The organism is Pseudomonas sp. M1 (assembly GCF_022760135.1).
Taxonomy (GTDB): Bacteria; Pseudomonadota; Gammaproteobacteria; order Pseudomonadales; family Pseudomonadaceae; genus Pseudomonas; species Pseudomonas citronellolis.
In genome coordinates, this window is sequence record NZ_CP094343.1 from 4,385,937 (window position 1) to 4,404,036 (window position 18,100).

Annotated in this window: 17 protein-coding genes; 5 read left to right on the forward strand and 12 right to left on the reverse strand. The window is 69.0% G+C overall.

Features of this window, described 5'->3' with window-relative positions; translation table 11 throughout:
* Nucleotides 1–23: 23 nt before the first annotated feature.
* From PM1_RS19175 to PM1_RS19205, 7 genes are all read right to left on the reverse strand, one after another.
* Nucleotides 24–1,103, reverse strand: a complete 1,080-nt coding sequence (locus tag PM1_RS19175; protein WP_009619203.1) for a PAS domain-containing protein — start codon at nucleotides 1,101–1,103, stop codon at nucleotides 24–26.
* 102 nt (nucleotides 1,104–1,205) lie between these two features.
* Entirely contained in the window at nucleotides 1,206–1,910 is a 705-nt protein-coding gene (locus tag PM1_RS19180; RefSeq protein WP_009619202.1) for a type 1 glutamine amidotransferase, read from the reverse strand.
* Between the two features lie 163 nt (nucleotides 1,911–2,073).
* Entirely contained in the window at nucleotides 2,074–2,415 is a 342-nt protein-coding gene (locus PM1_RS19185; protein WP_009619201.1) for a ribonuclease E inhibitor RraB, read from the reverse strand.
* A 235-nt stretch (nucleotides 2,416–2,650) separates the two neighbouring features.
* Nucleotides 2,651–3,550, reverse strand: coding sequence for a DMT family transporter (locus tag PM1_RS19190; protein ID WP_009619199.1), 900 nt, complete (start codon nucleotides 3,548–3,550; stop codon nucleotides 2,651–2,653).
* Nucleotides 3,551–3,656: 106 nt separating this feature from the next.
* The gene (locus PM1_RS19195) at nucleotides 3,657–4,418 is read right to left on the reverse strand and encodes an SDR family oxidoreductase (protein ID WP_009619197.1); all 762 of its coding nucleotides are present in this window, start codon (nucleotides 4,416–4,418) and stop codon (nucleotides 3,657–3,659) included.
* On the reverse strand, nucleotides 4,418–5,359 hold the full coding sequence (locus tag PM1_RS19200) for an alpha/beta hydrolase (RefSeq protein ID WP_009619195.1): 942 nt from the start codon (nucleotides 5,357–5,359) through the stop codon (nucleotides 4,418–4,420). The genes PM1_RS19195 and PM1_RS19200 overlap by 1 nt, the downstream gene beginning before the upstream one ends.
* Nucleotides 5,343–6,818 (reverse strand): flavin-containing monooxygenase, encoded by a 1,476-nt coding sequence (locus tag PM1_RS19205; RefSeq protein ID WP_009619193.1) that lies wholly within the window; start codon nucleotides 6,816–6,818, stop codon nucleotides 5,343–5,345. The genes PM1_RS19200 and PM1_RS19205 overlap by 17 nt, the downstream gene beginning before the upstream one ends.
* A 153-nt stretch (nucleotides 6,819–6,971) precedes the next feature.
* Between PM1_RS19205 and PM1_RS19210 the strand changes: the two genes are divergently transcribed.
* Complete coding sequence (locus PM1_RS19210; protein ID WP_009619191.1) at nucleotides 6,972–7,979, forward strand: AraC family transcriptional regulator; 1,008 nt, start codon at nucleotides 6,972–6,974, stop codon at nucleotides 7,977–7,979.
* Here PM1_RS19210 and PM1_RS19215 read toward each other — a convergent pair.
* Nucleotides 7,976–8,887, reverse strand: a complete 912-nt coding sequence (locus PM1_RS19215) for a LysR family transcriptional regulator (protein WP_009619189.1) — start codon at nucleotides 8,885–8,887, stop codon at nucleotides 7,976–7,978. The two genes, PM1_RS19210 and PM1_RS19215, sit on opposite strands and share 4 nt — an antisense overlap.
* A 115-nt stretch (nucleotides 8,888–9,002) precedes the next feature.
* Here PM1_RS19215 and PM1_RS19220 point away from each other — a divergent pair, with 115 nt between their 5' ends.
* Nucleotides 9,003–10,760, forward strand: coding sequence for an amidohydrolase (locus tag PM1_RS19220; RefSeq protein ID WP_009619180.1), 1,758 nt, complete (start codon nucleotides 9,003–9,005; stop codon nucleotides 10,758–10,760).
* 149 nt (nucleotides 10,761–10,909) lie between these two features.
* Nucleotides 10,910–11,653, forward strand: a complete 744-nt coding sequence (locus PM1_RS19225) for a TorF family putative porin (protein WP_009619178.1) — start codon at nucleotides 10,910–10,912, stop codon at nucleotides 11,651–11,653.
* A 391-nt stretch (nucleotides 11,654–12,044) separates the two neighbouring features.
* On the opposite strand, the gene PM1_RS19230 is transcribed toward PM1_RS19225, so the two are convergent.
* On the reverse strand, nucleotides 12,045–13,667 hold the full coding sequence (locus PM1_RS19230) for a methyl-accepting chemotaxis protein (RefSeq protein ID WP_009619177.1): 1,623 nt from the start codon (nucleotides 13,665–13,667) through the stop codon (nucleotides 12,045–12,047).
* 133 nt (nucleotides 13,668–13,800) lie between these two features.
* A complete protein-coding gene (gene gstA / locus PM1_RS19235; protein ID WP_009619176.1) occupies nucleotides 13,801–14,421 on the reverse strand; it encodes a glutathione transferase GstA in 621 nt (206 codons plus the stop codon).
* Nucleotides 14,422–14,544: 123 nt separating this feature from the next.
* Between gstA and PM1_RS19240 the strand changes: the two genes are divergently transcribed.
* Nucleotides 14,545–14,883, forward strand: coding sequence for a winged helix-turn-helix transcriptional regulator (locus tag PM1_RS19240; protein WP_009619175.1), 339 nt, complete (start codon nucleotides 14,545–14,547; stop codon nucleotides 14,881–14,883).
* 34 nt (nucleotides 14,884–14,917) lie between these two features.
* Here PM1_RS19240 and PM1_RS19245 read toward each other — a convergent pair whose 3' ends face one another.
* On the reverse strand, nucleotides 14,918–15,484 hold the full coding sequence (locus PM1_RS19245) for a DUF4124 domain-containing protein (RefSeq protein WP_009619174.1): 567 nt from the start codon (nucleotides 15,482–15,484) through the stop codon (nucleotides 14,918–14,920).
* Between the two features lie 342 nt (nucleotides 15,485–15,826).
* On the opposite strand from PM1_RS19245, the gene PM1_RS19250 reads away from it, so the two are divergent.
* The gene (locus PM1_RS19250; protein WP_009619173.1) at nucleotides 15,827–16,363 is read left to right on the forward strand and encodes a C40 family peptidase; all 537 of its coding nucleotides are present in this window, start codon (nucleotides 15,827–15,829) and stop codon (nucleotides 16,361–16,363) included.
* 349 nt (nucleotides 16,364–16,712) lie between these two features.
* Here PM1_RS19250 and PM1_RS19255 read toward each other — a convergent pair whose 3' ends face one another.
* Nucleotides 16,713–17,768 carry an OmpA family protein gene (locus PM1_RS19255; protein WP_009619172.1) on the reverse strand — a complete coding sequence of 352 codons (1,056 nt, stop codon included), beginning with the start codon at nucleotides 17,766–17,768 and terminating at the stop codon, nucleotides 16,713–16,715.
* Nucleotides 17,769–18,100: the final 332 nt, after the last annotated feature.

The window sequence follows — 18,100 nt, forward strand, 5'->3', positions numbered from 1 at the left end:
GATATCGCGGGCGCAGCCCGCGCCTACACGGCCAACTGCGCCTCCAGCTCGGCGATGCGCGCCTGCAGGCGTTCGCGTTCGGCGCGGGCCGGGCCTATGTCTTCGTAGACGCTGATCAGGTGCTCCGGCAGGCCGTCCTGGCGGCGGCGCTGCAGCGAGGTGCGGGCGCGCACCCAGACGTAGCGGCCGTCCTTGCGCCGGCAGCGCTTCTCCACCACGTAGCGGTCGATCTCGCCGGCCAGCATGCTGCGCAGCAGCTGCAGGGTGCGCTCCAGGTCGTCGGGGTGGGTGAGTTGCTGGAAGGTCATGCCGTAGAGTTCCTCGGCGCTGTAGCCGAGCAGTTCGCAGAGGCTGCCGTTGACGCGCTGCCAGGTGCCGTCCAGGCCGATGTAGGCCAGCGCGCCCCAGGTCAGCTCGAAGATGGCGCGCAAGCGCTCCTCGCTGTTGCGCAGCTCTTCCTCGGCGGCCATGCGCGCGGTGTTGTCCATGCTGATGCCGACCATCTTCACCGAGCGCCCGGCGCTGTCCTTGATCACCCGGGCGCGGGAGGCGATCCAGCGCAGCTCGCCGTCCGGGCGGTAGATGCGGAAGTCACACTCGCAGCCGCTGCCCTCGGCGATGGCCTGGTCGTACATGGCGCGCATGGCGGCCACGTCCTCGGCCGGCAGGTGCGGCCAGAAGTCCTGGTTGTGGCTCACCGGCCAGCCGTAGACCTCCTCGACGTTGGGCGAGTAGGTCACCTCGTCGCTGATCAGGTTCCACTCCCAGGTGACGATGCGCGCGCTCTCCTGGGCCAGCTTCATGCGCGCCTCGCTCTCCATGATCTCGGCGGTGTAGCGGCGGCGCACGTCGGTCATCGGCAGTTCGATGGGCTCCAGCGCCTGCAGGTCGCGCACCGCCTCCTCGCCATAACGCAGCCAGATCCAGTTGACCTTGAGGAAGGCGGCCAGCTTGCGCAGGTTGTCGTAGTCGATCTCGCCGCCGCGCGTCCACTTGTGCACCGCGGTGCGCGAGATGCCCAGCGCTGTGGCCACGGCCTGCAGGGTCAGCTTGTTGAGCTCGAGCAATTCCTTGAGGCGGAAGGCGAAGCTGTTTTCCGTCATACGCGGTCCTGTGCTGGAAGAAGCCTGGAGCCGCAGTATACACAGCTGTAAACCGCCGGATTACAGCAAACCCCGGGGCGCACGGCCGTGCGCCCCGTTCGCTCACGCCAGGCCGGCCAGCTTCAGCCAATGGGCGTAGAAGCCCTCGGCCACGCGGTTCAGTTCGGCCACCTTGCGCGGCAGGTCGGCGAGCATCACCTCGGCGCTTTCCTGGCTCGGCTGGCTGGGGTCCAGGTACTGCGGCCAGCCGTTGATCCAGCCGCTGACCAGCTCCTCGGTCATCTCCGGGTGACCCTGCAGGCCGAGGACGAAGCCGCCCCAGGAGAAGCCCTGGTTGGCGCACCAGGGGCTGGACAGCAGGTGCTCGGCGCCCTCGGGCAGCTCGAAAGTGTCGCCGTGCCACTGGTAGATCGGGAATTCCTCGGGCAGGTGCGCCAGCCAGGGGCTCGCGGACTCCAGGCGGCGCATCGGCTGCCAGCCCATCTCGGTGTAGCCCTGCTGGCGGATGGATGCGCCCAGGGCCTTGGCCAGCAACTGGCCGCCCAGGCAGTGGCCGATCAGCGGCACCCGGCGCTCGATGAAGCGGCGCAGCGCCGCCACCTCGGTGCGCAGCCAGGGCAGGTCGTCGTTCACGCTCATGGGGCCGCCCATGATGGCCACGGCTTTCGGGCGCTCCAGGTCGTAGCCGTCCAGCTCGCCGTGGTCGGCGCGGCCCACTTCGAAGCCCAGGCCGGCGCGGTCGAGCACGCGGGCCAGGTGGCCCGGCGGGCAGAAGTCGGCGTGGGTCAGGATCAGGATATCGGTCATGCTTACCTCCGCGCGGCAGTCTGCCGCAAAAGGCGCGCGACCATAACCCCCAGCGCGCCCGCGGGCAGGCCCGCACCGCCTTCCGGCGGCGCGGGCGCATGGGGTTCATGGGAGTGGGAAGCCGCCGGCCGACGCGGCCTGGCGGCGAGACGAAGGTGTTGGATCAGGGACGCAGGCTGCTCACTTCCTGGGTAACCCCCCAGCCGTCGAGCACACCTCCGAGCGGCGCCACGACTTCCTCCAGGTCGTGTTCGAATGCGCCGATCGCCGCGTGGGTGGCGAACATCACCTTGCTGATCTGCAGGTTCCAGCCACCGTCGGAACGGGCTTCGACCTGGGCCCTCAGGGATTCGCCACGGAATTGCCGGGCGGCCTGGCGGGCGTTCTGTTCATCGGGAAAGATGGCGAAGAAGTCGATGGGATGAATGCGGGCGAAATCGAAGCCCCCTTCCTTCATCCGGCGCAGCACATTGACACTGATATCCTCCGAGAGGGGCTTTTCCATGGTACGCACCTCCTTTCGAGACGTTCAGGGTTTCACCTAGTTTCCCAGCCGATGCGGACCTGGCTTGCGACCGGGCCCGCGGCGGGCACTCGCTGTGCCACAGGAAACGCCAAAAATGCTTCAACGTCCCCCAATTGGTCGCCAAAGGTCTTGAACTGGCAGGCAGGAAGGCCCGTCTGCCGGCAACCAACAGTTTCAGAGTAGCGTCTATGCAGGCCGAATGCCGCCCTACCGGTCAGTCGGTACGTTCGGCGGCGACGGGCGGCAGCGCCGCGGGGCGCGTCGCCAGCAGCAGGGCCGTCAGCACCAGGGCCATGCCCAGGGCGTGGCCGGCGCCGAAACGCTCGCCCAGCAGGCTCACGCCAACCAGCGCCGAGCCCACCGGCATCAGCCCGGTGAACAGCCCGGCGGTGCTGGCCGGCACCCGGGAAATGCCGCGGTACCACAGCAGGAACGACAGCACGCTGGCGCTCAGGGCGTAGAACAGCGTCCAGCCCCAGGTCGCCGCCGGCACCGCGCGCCAGTCCAGCGCCCGCGCCTCGGGCAGCGCCAGCGGCAGGAACAGCAGCAGCCCGGCGAGGTTGACGCCCAGGGCCATGGTCCAGGGGTGCAGGTGCAGCGACAGGCGCCGCGAGTAGATGGCGAACAGCGCCTCGGCGAGCACCGCGCCCAGCACCAGGGCGTTGCCCAGCACGCCGCTGCGGCCGCCCGCCGGGCGCTCCAGCAGGTTCAGCGCGGCGATGCCCAGCACCGCCAGGGCAATGGCCAGCAGGCTGCGCGGCTCCAGGCGCTCGCGCAGCCACAGCCAGGCCAGCAGGGCGATGACGCTGGGCGTGGCGCTGGTGATGATGCCGGCGCTGGTCGCCGAGGTCAGCTGCACGCCGTGCAGCATGCACAGGCTGAACAGGAAGCAGCCGAAGAAGGCCTGCAGGAACAGCCCGCGGCAGGCGCCGCCATCCAGCCCCGCGCGCACCCGCGGCAGGGCCAGGCCGGGCAGCAGCACCAGGCTGGCGATAAGGAAGCGCAGCAGGGCGAACAGATAGACGGGCAGTTCTTCCAGCACCAGCTTGCCGATGGCGATGTTGCCGCCGACCAGCAGCATCGACAGGGCCAGGCAGAAATAGGCGAAAGGCATGGCGGCTTCCTTGCGACAGGCGAAGGGAAAGGCAGCCGACTTCCTACAGCTGCAGACCAGCCCTACAGCATCCGGGCTGCGCCCCATGGGTGCAAGCCCCTTTCCGTCAGTCGCGGCTGAGCCAACCCATCACCCAGCGGTTGAGTGCCGGCGGCGACAGCTGGCCGGACCAATACATCGCCCGGAACAGCGCGCCGATGGGCCGGTGCACCTTGTCGCTGTGGGCCTGGCGCCAGGCCGCCGCGGCGATGTCCTCGGCCGTCAGGCGCACGCCCAGGCGGCGCAGCACCGGCGGCTCGTAGCCCTGGCTGGCGACCATGGGCGTACGCACGAAGGGCGGCATCAGGTCGGCGACGCGGATGCCATGGCGCCGCCATTCCAGTTCCAGCGCCTCGGTGAAGCCGCGCACGGCGAACTTCGAGGCCGAGTAGGTGGCCATCTCCGGCACCCCGTACAGCCCCGAGGCCGAGCCCATGTTCAGCACCTGGGCGCCGGGCGTGGCCTTGAGGTGCTCGAAGGCGGCATGGCAGCAGTTGAGCAGGCCCTGGACGTTGATCGCCAGCAGGCGGGCGTGGTCCTGCGCGGGGATTTCCTCGAAGCGGCCGAAACGCAGGATGCCGGCGCAGTTGAACAGCAGGCGCAGGCGGCCGTCGCCGGCGCCGACGAAGTCCGCCACGGCCGCGCGCACCGCCGCCGCATCGGTCACGTCCAGCGCCCGCTGCCAGGCGCCGCCCAGTTCGGCGGCGAGCCCGGCCAATGCCTCGGCGTTCAGGTCCAGCAGGCCGACGCGCCAGCCGCGGGCATGGAACAGCCGCGCGCTGGCCGCGCCTATGCCCGAGGCCGCCCCGGTGATGAGGATGCCGTGCATCAGCGCCCTCCCCCGAGGTGCCGGCCAAGGAAGCCCGCCACCTCGCCCAGGGCCTGGTCGGCGATGCGCAGCACCCCGGCGTGGGCCTGGAACACGTGCCAGCAGTCGCGGTAGCGCTGCAGGGTGACGTCCACTCCCCGCTTACGCGCCGCGCCGGCCAGGCGCAGGCTGTCGTTGCGCAGCACTTCATCCTCGCCGACTTGGATCAGCAGCGGCGGCAACCCGGCCAGGTCGGCGAACAGCGGCGACAGCTGCGCCGAGTCGCGCGCCACGCCGGGCGGGCAGAACATCGCGATGGCGCTGTCCACCCAGGCGCGGCTGATCAGCGGGTCGCCGGCCTTTGGCTGGTGCCACTGGCTGCAGCTGACGTCGGTGACCGGCGAGAACACCACCAGCGCGCCGGGCAGCGGCAGGCCGCGTTCCTTCAGCGCCACGGCCAGCTGCAGGGTCAGGTGGCCGCCGGCCGAATCCCCGGCCACGGCCAGCCGCGCCGGGTCCTGGCCGCGCGCCAGCAGCGCCTGGTACACCGCCAGGGCATCTTCCAGCGGCGCCGGGAAGCGGTGCTCCGGGGCCAGGCGGTAGTCCGCCGCGCACACGTCGAGGCGGCCCAGGCGCGCCAGGTTGGCGGTGATCGCCCGGTGCGTGGCCGGCGAGCCCACCAGGTAGGCCCCGCCGTGCAGGTAGAGCAGCGTGCGGCCTTCGCCCTGGCCCGCGCGCTGCCATTCGCAGGGCACCCCGGCGATGACTTCCGCGCCGCGCTGCACACCGCGCGGGGTCAGGGTTACGGCAGTAAGCGCGCTCAGCACCCGGCGCTGCATCGACACCGGGATCGACGGGCGCATCAGCCCGCGGAACAGCAGGCGCAGGGTGCCGCGCAGCAGGCCGGCGAGCAGGCGCTGCGAGGTGGAAACGGATGGTGCGAACTCAACGGGCGCATTCATAGTCGGCGAACTCCGGCTGGCGGGTCTGTTGGCGGTAGCGGAAGGTGAAGCCCGGCCAATTGTTGGTGTTGCGGCCGGCGGCGGTCTTGTACCAGCTGTCGCAGCCGCTCTCCCATACGGTGTGCTGCAGGCCGTGCTGCAGGGCCTGGTTATAGGCGCGCTGCACCTCGGGCTTCACGTCCAGGTAGCGCAGGCCCTGGCGGTCCAGGTGGCGCAGGCAGGCCAGCACGTAGGGGAACTGGCTCTCCAGCATGTAGACGATGGAGTTGTGCCCCAGATTCGTGTTCGGCCCGTAGAGGATGAACAGGTTGGGGAAGCCGGCGACGCTGATGCCCTTGTAGGCCTCGGCGCCCCCGGCCCAGGCCTGCTCCAGCCAGCGCCCGCCCAGGCCCTGGACGCGCAGCGGGGCGAGGAACTCGGTGGCGGCGAAGCCGGTGCCGAAGACGATGGCGTCCACCGGGTGGCGCTGGCCGTCGCGGGTGACGACGGCGTCCCCGGTCACCCGCTCGATGCCGCTGTCGATCACCCGCACGTTGTCCCGCGCCAGCGCCGGGTAGTAGTCGTTGCTGATGAGGATGCGCTTGCAGCCCAGCGGGTAGTCCGGGATCAGCCGCCGGCGCAGCTGCGCGTCGGCGATGCCGCGGCGCAGGTTCAGGCGGAAGCTCAGCTGCATGAACTTCATCAGCGGCGGGAAGGTGGAAAAGGCCAGCACCCGCGCCTCGTGCTGCAGGTACTTGAGGCCGCGGTCCAGGCGCTGCAGCCAGGGCAGGCGCGCCTTCAGGCGGCGTTCCCAGGCGGCGTAGGGGCGATCCGGCTTGGCGATCACGTAGGGCGCGCTGCGCTGGAACAGCAGCAGCTCGGCCACCTGCGGGGCGATGCGCGGGACGAACTGGATGGCGCTGGCGCCGGTGCCGATCACCGCCACGCGCCTGCCGCGCAGGTCGGCGCGGTGGTCCCAGCGCGCCGAGTGGAAGGCCACGCCCTTGAAGTCGTCGAGCCCGGCGATGCGCGGGTACAGCGGCCGGCTCAGCTGGCCGGTGGCGCAGACCAGGGCGCGGGCACGCAGCGTCTGGCCGTCGGCGCAGCACACCTGCCATTCTCCGGCAGCCTCGTCGAAGCGGGCATCCACCGCCTCGCAGCCGAAGCGGATGCGTTCGCGCAGGCCGTACTTGTCGGCGCAGTGGCGCAGGTAGTCGAGGATTTCCCCCTGCGGGGCGAACTTGCGGCTCCAGTCGGCCTTGGGCTCGAAGGAAAAGGAATACAGGTGCGAAGGCACGTCGCAGGCGGCGCCGGGGTAGCCGTTCTCGCGCCACACGCCGCCGACGTCGGCGGCCTTTTCGAGGATCAGGTAGTCGTGGATGCCGGCCTGCTGCAAGCGAATGGCCAGGCCCAGGCCGCCGAAGCCGGCGCCGATGATCAGCACGCGCAAGGGTGCCGGATCACGGGAAGTATTGTGCATTGTTGTGCTCCCGGTTTGGCTGGACGGCGGCCGCGCGGGGCCTGCCGTCATCCGCCGCGCTGGCGGATGAGCATAGGCTAGTGCCGCCGGCGGCGCCGGTTTATGGCATAGTCGGACATTAAATTGTGATTTCCGGACAAGACGGAGCCCGCGATGCCCGACCAGCCCCGGCCCAGCCGCCGCAGCGCCCTGAGCGTGCAACTGCTCACCCAGTTCGGCCTCGACCATGGCCTGGCGCTGGAGGACTGCCTGCACGGCAGCGGCCTGGACCTGGCGGTGCTCGCCGACCCGGCCCGCGAGATCGACGCCGCCTGCGAGTTGCAGGTGCTGCGCAACCTGGCGCAGCGGCTGCCCGCCGGCAGCGGCCTGCAGGCCGGCCTGCGCTACCACCTGAACGCCTACGGCATCTGGGGCTTCGCCCTGCTCAGCAGCCCGACCTTCCGCAGCGCCGCCCTGCTCGGCCTGCGCTACCTGGGGCTGACCTACGTGTTCACCCGCCTGGAATTGCAGGAGGACGGCGCCGAGGCCCACCTGCTGCTGGACGACAGCGACGTGCCGGAGGACGTCCGCGCCTTCGCCTGCGAGCGCGACCTGGGCGGCGTGCTGCGCATCCAGCGCGACCTCACCGGGCGCCCGCTGCCGATCCTGTGCGCCGAATTCCGCCGCCCCCGGCCTGCCGACGGCAGCCTGTACCTGGCCGAACTGGGCGTGGAACCCGCGTTCGGCCAGCCCGCCAACCGCATCGTCTTCGCCAGCGCCGCCCTCGACCTGCCGCTGCCCGGCGCCAACCCGCAGGTGGCGCGGCACTGCGAGGAAGAGTGCCGCGCGCTGCTGGCCCGCCGCCAGGAACTGGGCGGCCTGGCCGGGCGCATCCGCGACCGCCTGCTGCGCACCCCCGGGCGCCTGCCGGACATGGAGCAGGTGGCGGCGGAACTGCACATGACCTCGCGCACCCTGCGCCGCCGCCTGCAGGACGAGGGCAGCAGCTACCGCGCCCTGCTCGACGAGGTGCGCCAGGCCCTGGCCGAGGAGCTGCTGGGCACCGGTGCCATCCGCCTGGAAGAGATCGCCGAGCGCCTGGGCTATGGCGAGGTGTCCAACTTCATCCACGCCTTCAAGCGCTGGAAGAGCGTGCCGCCGGGGCGTTTCCGCGGGCGCTAGGCCTCGATGCCCAGTTGGCGCAGGGCCTCTTCCAGGTGCTCGATGAAGGCGAGGATCTTGCGCGTGGCGCGCCTGTGGCTGGGGTAGACGGCGAGGATGCGCTGGCCGAAGGCGTCGGGGTCGAAGTGGTAGTCCTCCAGCACGCTGCGCAGGCGCCCGTCGCGCAGGTAGGGCTGGACGCTCCACAGCGGGCAGGGCATCAGGCCCCTGCCCTTCAGGCAGGCGGCCAGCAGCAGTTCGTGGTTGTCGCTGCTCAGGCGCCCCTCGCGCAGGATGGAGAAGCGCTCGCCGTCGCGCTCCAGCCACCAGCGGGTATCCAGCGCCGGGTGCCAGTAGGTCAGGCGGTCGTGCTCGGCCAGCTCCAGCGGGTGCCGGGGCTCGCCGCGGCGCGCCAGGTATTCGGGGCTGGCGCAGAGCACCAGGCGGTTCTCCACCAGCGGCCGCACGATCAGCCCCGGCAGGTTGCTGTGGCCCAGGCGCAGGGCCAGGTCGTAGCGGCCGTCGAGCAGGTCGACGTAGCTGTCGCTGAGGTCCACCTGCAGGCGCAGCTGCGGGTGCTGGTTGAGGAAGTCGGCGCAGACGTCATTGAGGAAGGCCGCGCCGAAGGCCAGCGGCGCAGTGATCCGCAGGCTGCCGCGCAGGCTGTGCTGCAGCTGGCCGATCTCCTCGGCGGTCTCGTGCATACGCGCCAGCACTTCGCGGGCGCTGTCCAGGTACAGCTGCCCGGCCTCGGTCAGGGCCATGCTGCGGGTGGTGCGCTCGAACAGGCGCGCGCCGAGGCTGGCCTCCAGCTGGCCGATGGCCTTGGTCACCGCCGAGGGCGTCTTGCCCAGTTGCTCGGCGGCGCGGCTGAAACTGCCGGTCTCGGCGCAGGCGACGAAAAGGGCGAGGCTACTGAACCTGTCCATATTCTTTCCAGATTTTCACAAGTCTTGTGCCAGCGACTGGCTTTCGGGAACTAGCTCCGGGCCATTAGCCTCTTGCCCAGACCAATAAAAATCAACCACCAAGCAAGGGGGAAGCATGCGAAGGCTCATCAAGGGCGCACTCGCTGTCGCAATCGCACTGGGCACTTTGGAAGCCCACGCACAAACCGCCGACCTGATCCTGTACAACGCCAAGGTCTTCACCGCCGAACCCGGGCAGCCGCTGCAACAGGCGCTGGCCATCGCCGGCGACAAGGTGCTGAAGGTCGGCAGCGACCAGGAAGTGCGCGCCCTCGCCGACGCCCACAGCCGCCAGGTCGACCTGGGCGGCAAGCTGCTGATGCCCGGCTTCATCGACAGCCACTCGCACGCCATCTTCGGCGGCCTGGAGCTGATCGCCGCGAGCATGGAGGACGAGCAGGTCGGCCTCGACGAGCTGGCGCAACGCCTGCGCGAGGCCCGCGACAACGGCAAGGCCCGGGTCGGCGACATCCTGGTGCTGAACGGCATGCACTCCAGCTACTGGTCCCAGGCCGAGGGGCTGGCGAAGATTTTCAATGCCGGCGAATGGGCGCAGGTGCCCATCGTGCTCATCGGCAGCGACCACCACACCGCCTGGGCCAACGCCGCCATGCTGCGCCGCGCCAGGCTGGACGCGGCGCTGGTGCGCTCGCTGCCGGCCACCGAGCAGCAGAACATCGGCCACGCGCCGGACTTCACCCCCAGTGGCTTCGTCGTCGACTCCGGCTTCGACCGCGTCGCCGCAGCCATGCCCGCCGCCGACCAGCAGACCCTCGACCGCGCCGGCCTGGCCGCCGTGCGGTACAATAACAGCCTGGGCATCACCGCCTGGATGGACCCGGCGGCCAACGGCAGCCCGGGCCAGGCGCTGTTCGACATCAAGCCCACGGAGCACACCGTCGGCGTGTTGCCGGTGTACCGCGACCTGGCGCAACAGGGCCGGCTCAGCGCCCACGTCGCCGCGCTGCTGGTGGTCAACCCGAAGAGCCGCCCGGCGGACCTGGCGGTGATCGACAAGGTGCGCCAGCAGTTCCAGGGCATCCCCAACCTGAGCCTGCCGGGCATCAAGGTATTCGCCGACGGCGTGCTGGAATACCCGGCGCAGTCCGCCGCGCTGCTGGAGAACTACAGCAACCTACACAAGCCCGGCGAGTTGCTGCTCGACCCGCGGCACTTCGGCGAGCTGGTCAGCGCCGCCGATGCCCGCGGCTGGCTGGTGCACATCCACGCCATCGGCGACCGCGCGGTACGCGAGTCGCTCAACGGCATCGCCCAGGCGCGCAAGGACCGGCAAAGCGGCGTCACCCATTCCATCACCCACCTGCAACTGGTCAACCCCGCAGACTTCCCGCGCTTCAGGCAGTTGGGCGTGATCGCCTCGATGCAGCTGGACTGGGCCACCGCCGAGGACTACACCCTCGACCTGGTCAAGCCCTACATCGCCGACGACGCCTTCCGCTACATGTACCCGGCCAAGTCGCTGCTGGACGCCGGCGCCACCATCGCCGGGGCCAGCGACTGGCCGGTGTCCACCCCCGACCCGCTGAAGGCCATGTACCAGGCGGTGACGCGCCAGGGCCCGAAGGGCGTGCTCAACCCGGAGCAGCGCATCGACCGCCAGGCCATGTTCTACGCGTACACCGCCAATGCCGCGAAGGCCATCGGCCTGGGCGAGAAGATCGGCAGCCTGGCCCCCGGCAAGCAGGCCGACCTGGTGGTGCTCGACCGCGACCTGTTCAGCGTCCCCGACGCCGAACTGGGCGAGGCCAAGGTGCTGCACACCCTGTTCGGCGGCCGCGAGGTCTACCGCGCCGACGGCCAGGAAGCGCTCTGACACCGTTCGCTCCACTGCCGGGCTGAAGCCCGGCCCTTCCCGCCGCCCCTTCCCTTTCGCTTCCCGGCTCGCCGGCGGGAGGGGGCTGCGCGGGCTTTTTTCCTGCCCACACAAGCACAGCCCACACAAGCACAACAAAGGGTAAGTCCATGAAGTACAAAGCACTCGTCCTCGGCGCGGCGCTCGCCTGCGCGCCTTTCGCCAGCAGCCATGCGCTGGAGCTGACCGAGGACCTCTCGGTCCAGCTGGAGGCCACCCTGGCCAGCGACTACCGCACCCGCGGCATCTCGCAGACGCAGAACGACCCGGCCATCCAGGCCGCCGCCACCCTGCAGCACAGCAGCGGCCTGTACCTGGGCGTGTGGAGCTCCAACGTCGACTTCGGCTACGGTCTGAAGACGCGCCAGGAGCTGGACTACTACGCCGGCTGGTACTGGCAGGCCACCGACGCGGTGAGCCTGGACCTGGGCTACATCCAGTACCGCTACCCGAAGGAAGGCCAGTTCAACCAGAGCGAGGTCTACGCCGTCCTCAACGCCTACGGCTTCGAGCTGGCCAGCTACTACTCGAAGGACATCACCACCTACGTCGGCAAGGACCAGAGCCAGCTCTACAGCTACGTCGGCTACGGCTTCGAACTGCCGGCCGGCTTCCAGGCCAAGCTGCGCTACGGCCGCAACGACGCCAAGGACCCGCTGTACCTCGCCGGCGACGGCGGCACGCGCAGCACCTACCACGAATGGGAGGCGCGCCTGGACAGGGAGTTCGCCGGCATCGACTGGTCGCTGAGCTACATCGACACCGACCTGTCGCAGAGCGAATGCTTCAACTGGCAGGGGTTCAAGGACATCTGCACGGCAACCGTGGTGGCGCGGGCGACGAAGCGGTTCTGAGGTCGCGGCGGGTCGCGCCCGGTGGCACGAGCGGTCCCCATTCGCGAGCCGTCGCAGGATGGCGTTGAGCGAAGCGATACCCATCACCCCCAACTACATGGGTTTCGCAAGCTCAACCCATCCTACGAAAAGCACCTCGGCGTAGCCGGCAAGGCAATTGCTCCTACAATATGTGGAGCGCATAACGCCGACGGCGGATAACCGCGAACGGTTATGCGCCCTACGGTGCCCCATTCCATTCCCCTGCGCGCGCCGAGCTGCTCTTCGTAGGACTCTGTCCGCGATAGCCGGACATCCCGGCGCGATTCGCGGATGAGATCCGCTCCGCCCTGACTCAAACGAAAAGGCCGCACATCCTCGGATGCACGGCCTTTTTTGCTTCCCCCGGTTCTCATCGGGCCGAGGCGGCCCCGCGCCGGCCTGGGCTGCGCAGCGCCGGCGTCTCGCTCAGCGGCATGCTCTCGGGCCGGTAGCCCAGGCGCAGGCCGCCCCAATGGCGGCCGTTGACGAAGATCGGCACCGACAGGTCGTGCATCTGCTCGCCGGTGTCACGGCAGTAGGTCTGCAACAGCAGCGCCTGCTGGTGGCTGCCGCAGCGGATCCCGGTGCGGTCGTCGAACAGGCGCTTGCTGCGGCTCTTCAGGCGGTCCACCTCGGGGTCGCCGGTGGGCGCCTGGGCGAAGGCGCGGTTGTGCGTCGGCACGTAGCCCTCGGCGGTGCAGGCGATGGCGAACACCAGGCCCTCGTGGCGCTGCAGCAGGTCTTCCTGGATCTTCGGCAGCACCTCGTCGGTGTAGCGGTCGAAGCGCGTGCTGTACTTCTGCGGCTCGGTGCCCGGGATCGGCTGGTAGTGGCGGTCGAACAGGTCCTCGGCGGAAATCCGCCCGTCCTCCAGGTCGGCGGCGAAGCGCGCGCCTATGCTCGATGCGCCTTCGCGGGCCAGGTCGTAGACGCGCTGGTGATAGTCGTCCAGACCCACTTCGGCCAGGCGCTCGCTGATGGCCTCGGCCTGGGCCTCCAGGTGCACGGCGGCGTCGGCCAGGCGGTGGGTCTGCTCGTCGCTGACGCGGATGTCGGCGCGCATGCGCTCCACCGCGGCGAACAGGTTGTCCAGTTGGTGGCGGTTGATCTCCGCGCCTTCGGCGATCTCGGTGATCTGCCGCTCGACGCCGGCGGCCAGCCCGGCGATGCCTTCCAGCTGCCCGCCGGTGCGCTCCACCTGGGCCACGCCTTCATCGAGGTCGGCGGCCAACTGGAGGATCTGCTCGGCGACCTGGGCGGTGCGCTGCTGGATGTCCTCGACCATCTGCCCCACCTCCTCGGTGGCCTCGGCGGTGCGCGCGGCCAGCCCGCGCACCTCGTCGGCGACCACCGCGAAACCGCGGCCGTGCTCGCCGGCGCGGGCCGCCTCGATGGCGGCGTTGAGGGCCAACAGGTTGGTCTGGCTGGCGATCGACTGGATCACCTGGGTGACGCGCTGGATGTCCTCGCTGCGCTGGCTCAGCGCCTCGATCAGCGCGCGGCTTTCGCCGGCGCGGCCGCTGAGCTGGTGCATGCGGGCGATGGCCTGCTGCAGCTCGCTGCGCCCGACATCGCTGCCGGCGCGGGCCTGGGTCGCGGCGTCCATGGCCTGGCGCGCCAGGGAAGAGGTGGCGCGCTCGGTGTGGATCATCACCTCGGCGCTGCCGACGATCTGCTCGGCCGCCGCCAGTTGCGACTCCAGGCGCTCCACCAGGCGCTGCACCGAGTAGGACACGCCGGCGGCGGACAGCGCATTGTGGCTGGTGCTGCGGGACAGATCGCGGGTCAGCGCGGCCAGCTCCGGCGCGGCGGCGGATACGCCGGGCAGGCTGCGCCGCTGGCCGACGAACCAGGGCAGCCAGAGCAGCGCGAAACCGAGCAGCAGGCACAGCGACAGCGGCCAGCCGCCCAGCGACTGGGCGATGAACAGCGCGAGAAGGCCGGTGGTCTGCAGGGAAAGAACGAGGAAGATACGCGAACGCGTCGGGTCCATGAGGGCACCTCTCCAGCCATCGCCCGCCCCGTGGAACACCCGGGTTGGCGCAGGCCCTGAATTATTGTTGTCAGGGCCATTAGGCGACCATTTGCCGGCCGCGGCTATCGTCCCTTAGTCGGTAGTGTGGCCGTCATTGCGGGGCGGTGCACTGTTGCGCTTCGGCCTGAAGCGCAGCGCGCACGCTGTCACGCGCCCCTACCCGCTCGACGAAGCGCGCCAGCGCCGGCCAACGCGCCAGGTCGATGCCCAGGCGCTGCGTCCAGCCCAGGACGGTGAACAGGTAGGCATCGGCCACGCTGAAGCCTTCGCCCAGCAGGTGACTGGAGTGCTCCAGGGCCGGCGCCGTCTGTGCCAGGCGCTTGCCGACCTGATTGCGGAAGCGCGTCTTCAGCGCCTCCGGCAGCTCGCCGTCGAACAGCGGGTTCATGCCGGCATGGATCTCGCTGCCGATGAAGTTCAGCCACTCCTGCAGCCGCGCCCGCGCCAGGCCGCCCGGCGCCGGCGCCAGACCCGCCTCGGGGCGCAGGTCGGCCAGGTACTGGAGGATGGCCGGCCCCTCGGTGAGTACCTGGCCGTCGTCCAGTTGCAGGGCGGCGACATAGCCCTTGGGGTTGATGGCGAGATAGTCGGCGCCGTGGGCGGTGCGCTTGCTGCGGTTGTCCACCCACACCAGTTCGAAGGGCAGGCCCAGCTCGCGCAGGGTGATGTGGGAGGCCAGGGAACAGGCGCCGGGGGCGTAGTACAGCTTCATGGAGAACTCCTTGCGTCGATGGTGCGCAGGAGTATCCGCAGAGCGGTATATCTTTTAAAGAAGGGAGAAAAATGGTGTATAGGTACAAAAAATATACCTTGCGCCCGCCATGAGGAGCCGGCCATGAAGAAGAACGTCTCCGGTTGTTCGGTGGAAGAAGCCATGCACCTGCTGGGCGGGCGCTGGCGCCTGCTGCTGGTGTCCTATCTGCTGGACGGCCCCAAGCGCTTCAACGAACTGCGCCGCGACATGCCGAACATCTCCCAGCGCATGCTGACCCTCGACCTGCGCGCCCTGGAGGACGCCGGCCTGGTGACGCGCACGGTTTACCCGCAAGTGCCGGTGAAGGTGGAATACCGCCTGAGCGAGGATGGCGAACGCCTGCGCAAGGTGGTGGAGGTGGTGAAGGAGTTCGGCCTGTGGCTGAAGGCCCGGGCGCCGGCCGACGCCGCCGCGGACTGAAAGCGCGCGGCCCGGGGGCCGCGCGGGATGGGGCTCAGTTGCTGGCGCCGGACTGGTAGCTGTTCACCACGCAGCCATTGGCGTCGTAGTTGATGCTGAAGAAGTTCAGGTACTTGTCGTTCCAGTAGGTGCTGCTGCCGGCGCCGTGGGCGCTGGCCTGCTTGCTCGGGGTGCCGAACATGCTCTCGATTTCCTTGCGGCTCATGCCCGGGACGATTTCCTTGCGCACCATGGCGGTCCGCAGGTCGCGCTCGGAAAGCCCGGTGGAGCAGCCCGGCCGCTCCTCCGAGCCGCCCACCACGGTCACCCGCGTACCACCGGCCGGCGCCGGGGCCGCCGGCTGCTGCGCCGGATAAGCCCCCGCCGGAGCGTAATCCGCAGTCGGCGCCTGAAGCGCCGGCTGCGCCATCACCGCCCCCTCGCCGCCGCCACTGGGCCGGCGGTTCTCCACGTTCAGCTCGACGCCGGCGTTGCCGCCGTTGGGGCAGGCCTGCTTGGTGAAAGTCACCTTGCCCTGCGCATCGACGCATTTGTAGATCGTATCCGCCTGCGCCCAGGCGGCGCAGAACAGCAGCGGAACAGCAACGAGAACACCCTTCATACAGCCTCCCTGGCTGATCAATGGCAGATTGACACCTCAGACCGCCGCGCCGGCGAAAGTTCCAAGGCCGATACATGAAATCCTAACCGCATCGCCAGGAATAACCCACGCCGGGGGCTCCGTGCTTTCTGCCAGCGTCCCTTCACCGAGCCCGCGCCTGCCCCGCCGCCAGGGCCTGCCCTGGCCGGCACGAATACTGGAGAGCCCCAGCAGCTACCAGGGAAGTAGCGGCCAACCCTGGATTACCCATGCCTCCCTCGTCCGTGCGGAACAGGGCCCGGTGCAGGCTTGCCAGCAGAAGGATTGCGCCACGACCCAACCTTCGCCCCGTAGTGTTCCGAAATGCGTGCTCTTCATTGGTTTATCGCTCTTTTACTTCTTGTGCTGATCGTTCCCCTCGCCCACGCCGATGACTTCGATGCCCGGCAGTGGCGCCGCTACTCGCCCGCATCGGCCCAACCAGTACCAGCGGACTGGTCTAGCGCCGTCAATCCGGACACGCGCCAGCTCATCGTCGCCCGCGCGCACCAACTCGTCGGCCAGCGCTACCGCCGGGGCGGCGAATCGGAGGAAACCGGGTTCGATTGCAGCGGCCTGCTGGTCTACCTGTATCGCAGCGTCGCCGACCAGCGCCTGCCACGCACCACCCGGTCGATGATTGCACGGCGCGACGCGACTATCGCCCGCCACGAACTGCAACCCGGCGACGCCGTGTTCTTCAGCCACAACGGCAGCGATAGAGTCAGCCACGTCGGCCTCTACATCGGCGACAACCGCTTCATTCACGCCCCCAGCACGGGCAAGAAGATCCGCATCGACTCCCTCGCCTCCCCCTACTGGAAGCGTGCCTACGTCACCGCGCGCAATTTCAGCGGCTGACGGAATCGGCGCCATCGGGAATATCACCGCCCAGGTGCGGGCGTAGACGCAGTGAAACCAACGGAATAGCGCCGGGAGCGCCCGTGGAGCCGAGGGCGCAGGCCTGGGTTGCCGACCTTCTGCGGAGGCCCAACCGAGCCCCAGCCGGCGTGGCGGGATGCGTTTGGCCGATGAAAAGGCGTTTGCCTGCGTTGAGGGCTGGTATCGGGGGTTTGCTGCTGGATCACCGCCCAGGGCCATCGAGGCCCTGGGCGGTGAAGGTTCCGATCCAGTGGACGGAAAGGCTGCTCCGCTCAAGTGAACTGCATTGCAGCCTCGATCGGGCTGACTCGTCAGCTCCGGCCGATCATCACTTGGCCTGTGCTTCCACTTCGGCTTCCACGCGACGGTTGACGGCGCGACCTTGGGCGGTGCCGTTGTCAGCGACCGGGCGGCTCTCACCATAACCCACGGCGTTCACGCGGCCGCCTTCCACGCCGTACTCGTTGACCAGCACGTCACGAACGGCGTTGGCGCGACGCTCGGACAGCCTCTGGTTGTAGGCGTCGGTGCCGACGGAGTCGGTGTGGCCTTCAACGGTGGTGGAGGTGGACGGGTACTGCTTCATGAAGTCGGCCAGGTTCTTGATGTCCGCGTAGCTGTTCTGCTTGACCTTGGACTTGTCGAAGTCGAACTTGACGTCCAGCTGGACGCGCACGGCCTCGGCCACGACCGGGCAGCCGCTGGCGTCGACGGTGACGTTGGCCGGAGTGTTCGGGCACTTGTCGACGTTGTCGCAGACGCCGTCGTGGTCTTCGTCGGAGCAGACTTCGGCGACCGGCTCGGTCGCCGGGGCCGGCTTGGAACCGCCGCCGAAGTTCAGGCCGACGCCGACGCCGGCCATCCACTCGCCCTGGTGGCCGTTGTCGCGCTTCTCCAGGCCGTACTGGCCGTCGAGGCCGGCCCTGGCATAGAAGTTCTCGGTGAAGTAGTACTTCAGGCCGGCGCCGATGTTGGCCATGGTCAGGTTCTGACGGCCGCCGTTCTCGCTGTTGACGTTGGTCAGGCTCTGGTGGCCGATGCCGGCGGACAGGTACGGGCGCAGGCCCGCGCCGGGAGCGCCGAAGTGGTAGATGGCGTCCAGCGAAGCCAGGCTGCCATGCACCTTGGCATTGCCGCTCGAGGAGGTGCCGCGCAGGTCGTGGTATTCACCGTAGGACAGCGCCAGCTCGACGTCGTCGGTCAGGAAGTAGCCGAGGGAGCCGCCGTACAGGTCGCCGTTCTGCATGTTGCGATTGCTGTCGGTGAAGTAGCGCTTGCCGAAAGCCTCGACCTCGACCGAATTCCGGCCTTGGGCGAAGCCATCCATGGCAGACAAGGCGACCACGGCACCCACAACGACGCCTAAGGTGTTTCTCGATTTCATTCACGCGATCCTTTCAATAAATACAGGGCACAGGTTCAAGCAACAGCCGAAGACCCACACCCGATGAACGAGTGTGAATCTTTCATCCACGACAGGGGCGAAGTTCCATTTCCTGGAGTCTTTTCTCGAAATATCCACGAGGCAAGACCGGCGCTATTCAACTCGTTTCAAGCCAAGCAAATGCTATCGGCAGGTCCCGAACCGGTTCCGGGCAGCCAGGATGGTATCCAGGTGAACTCCGGCAACACCATGCGACGCCGTCTGAATTCTTCGCTCCACGATTCCGCCAAGTACGGCCACCCCAGCGGCCAACCCTCCCTGCCACTACACAC

Bases quoted from the DNA above. Each gene is read 5' to 3' on its own strand.
- PM1_RS19175 (WP_009619203.1), bottom strand. From the start codon at position 1,103: ATGACGGAAAACAGCTTCGCCTTCCGCCTCAAGGAATTGCTCGAGCTC.
- PM1_RS19225 (WP_009619178.1), top strand. From the start codon at position 10,910: ATGAAGTACAAAGCACTCGTCCTCGGCGCGGCGCTCGCCTGCGCGCCT.
- PM1_RS19195 (WP_009619197.1), bottom strand. From the start codon at position 4,418: ATGCACGGCATCCTCATCACCGGGGCGGCCTCGGGCATAGGCGCGGCC.
- PM1_RS19250 (WP_009619173.1), top strand. From the start codon at position 15,827: ATGCGTGCTCTTCATTGGTTTATCGCTCTTTTACTTCTTGTGCTGATC.
- PM1_RS19240 (WP_009619175.1), top strand. From the start codon at position 14,545: ATGAAGAAGAACGTCTCCGGTTGTTCGGTGGAAGAAGCCATGCACCTG.
- PM1_RS19255 (WP_009619172.1), bottom strand. From the start codon at position 17,768: ATGAAATCGAGAAACACCTTAGGCGTCGTTGTGGGTGCCGTGGTCGCC.
- PM1_RS19185 (WP_009619201.1), bottom strand. From the start codon at position 2,415: ATGGAAAAGCCCCTCTCGGAGGATATCAGTGTCAATGTGCTGCGCCGG.
- PM1_RS19200 (WP_009619195.1), bottom strand. From the start codon at position 5,359: ATGAATGCGCCCGTTGAGTTCGCACCATCCGTTTCCACCTCGCAGCGC.
- gstA (WP_009619176.1), bottom strand. From the start codon at position 14,421: ATGAAGCTGTACTACGCCCCCGGCGCCTGTTCCCTGGCCTCCCACATC.
- PM1_RS19220 (WP_009619180.1), top strand. From the start codon at position 9,003: ATGCGAAGGCTCATCAAGGGCGCACTCGCTGTCGCAATCGCACTGGGC.
- PM1_RS19190 (WP_009619199.1), bottom strand. From the start codon at position 3,550: ATGCCTTTCGCCTATTTCTGCCTGGCCCTGTCGATGCTGCTGGTCGGC.
- PM1_RS19215 (WP_009619189.1), bottom strand. From the start codon at position 8,887: ATGGACAGGTTCAGTAGCCTCGCCCTTTTCGTCGCCTGCGCCGAGACC.
- PM1_RS19245 (WP_009619174.1), bottom strand. From the start codon at position 15,484: ATGAAGGGTGTTCTCGTTGCTGTTCCGCTGCTGTTCTGCGCCGCCTGG.
- PM1_RS19230 (WP_009619177.1), bottom strand. From the start codon at position 13,667: ATGGACCCGACGCGTTCGCGTATCTTCCTCGTTCTTTCCCTGCAGACC.
- PM1_RS19205 (WP_009619193.1), bottom strand. From the start codon at position 6,818: ATGCACAATACTTCCCGTGATCCGGCACCCTTGCGCGTGCTGATCATC.
- PM1_RS19180 (WP_009619202.1), bottom strand. From the start codon at position 1,910: ATGACCGATATCCTGATCCTGACCCACGCCGACTTCTGCCCGCCGGGC.
- PM1_RS19210 (WP_009619191.1), top strand. From the start codon at position 6,972: ATGCCCGACCAGCCCCGGCCCAGCCGCCGCAGCGCCCTGAGCGTGCAA.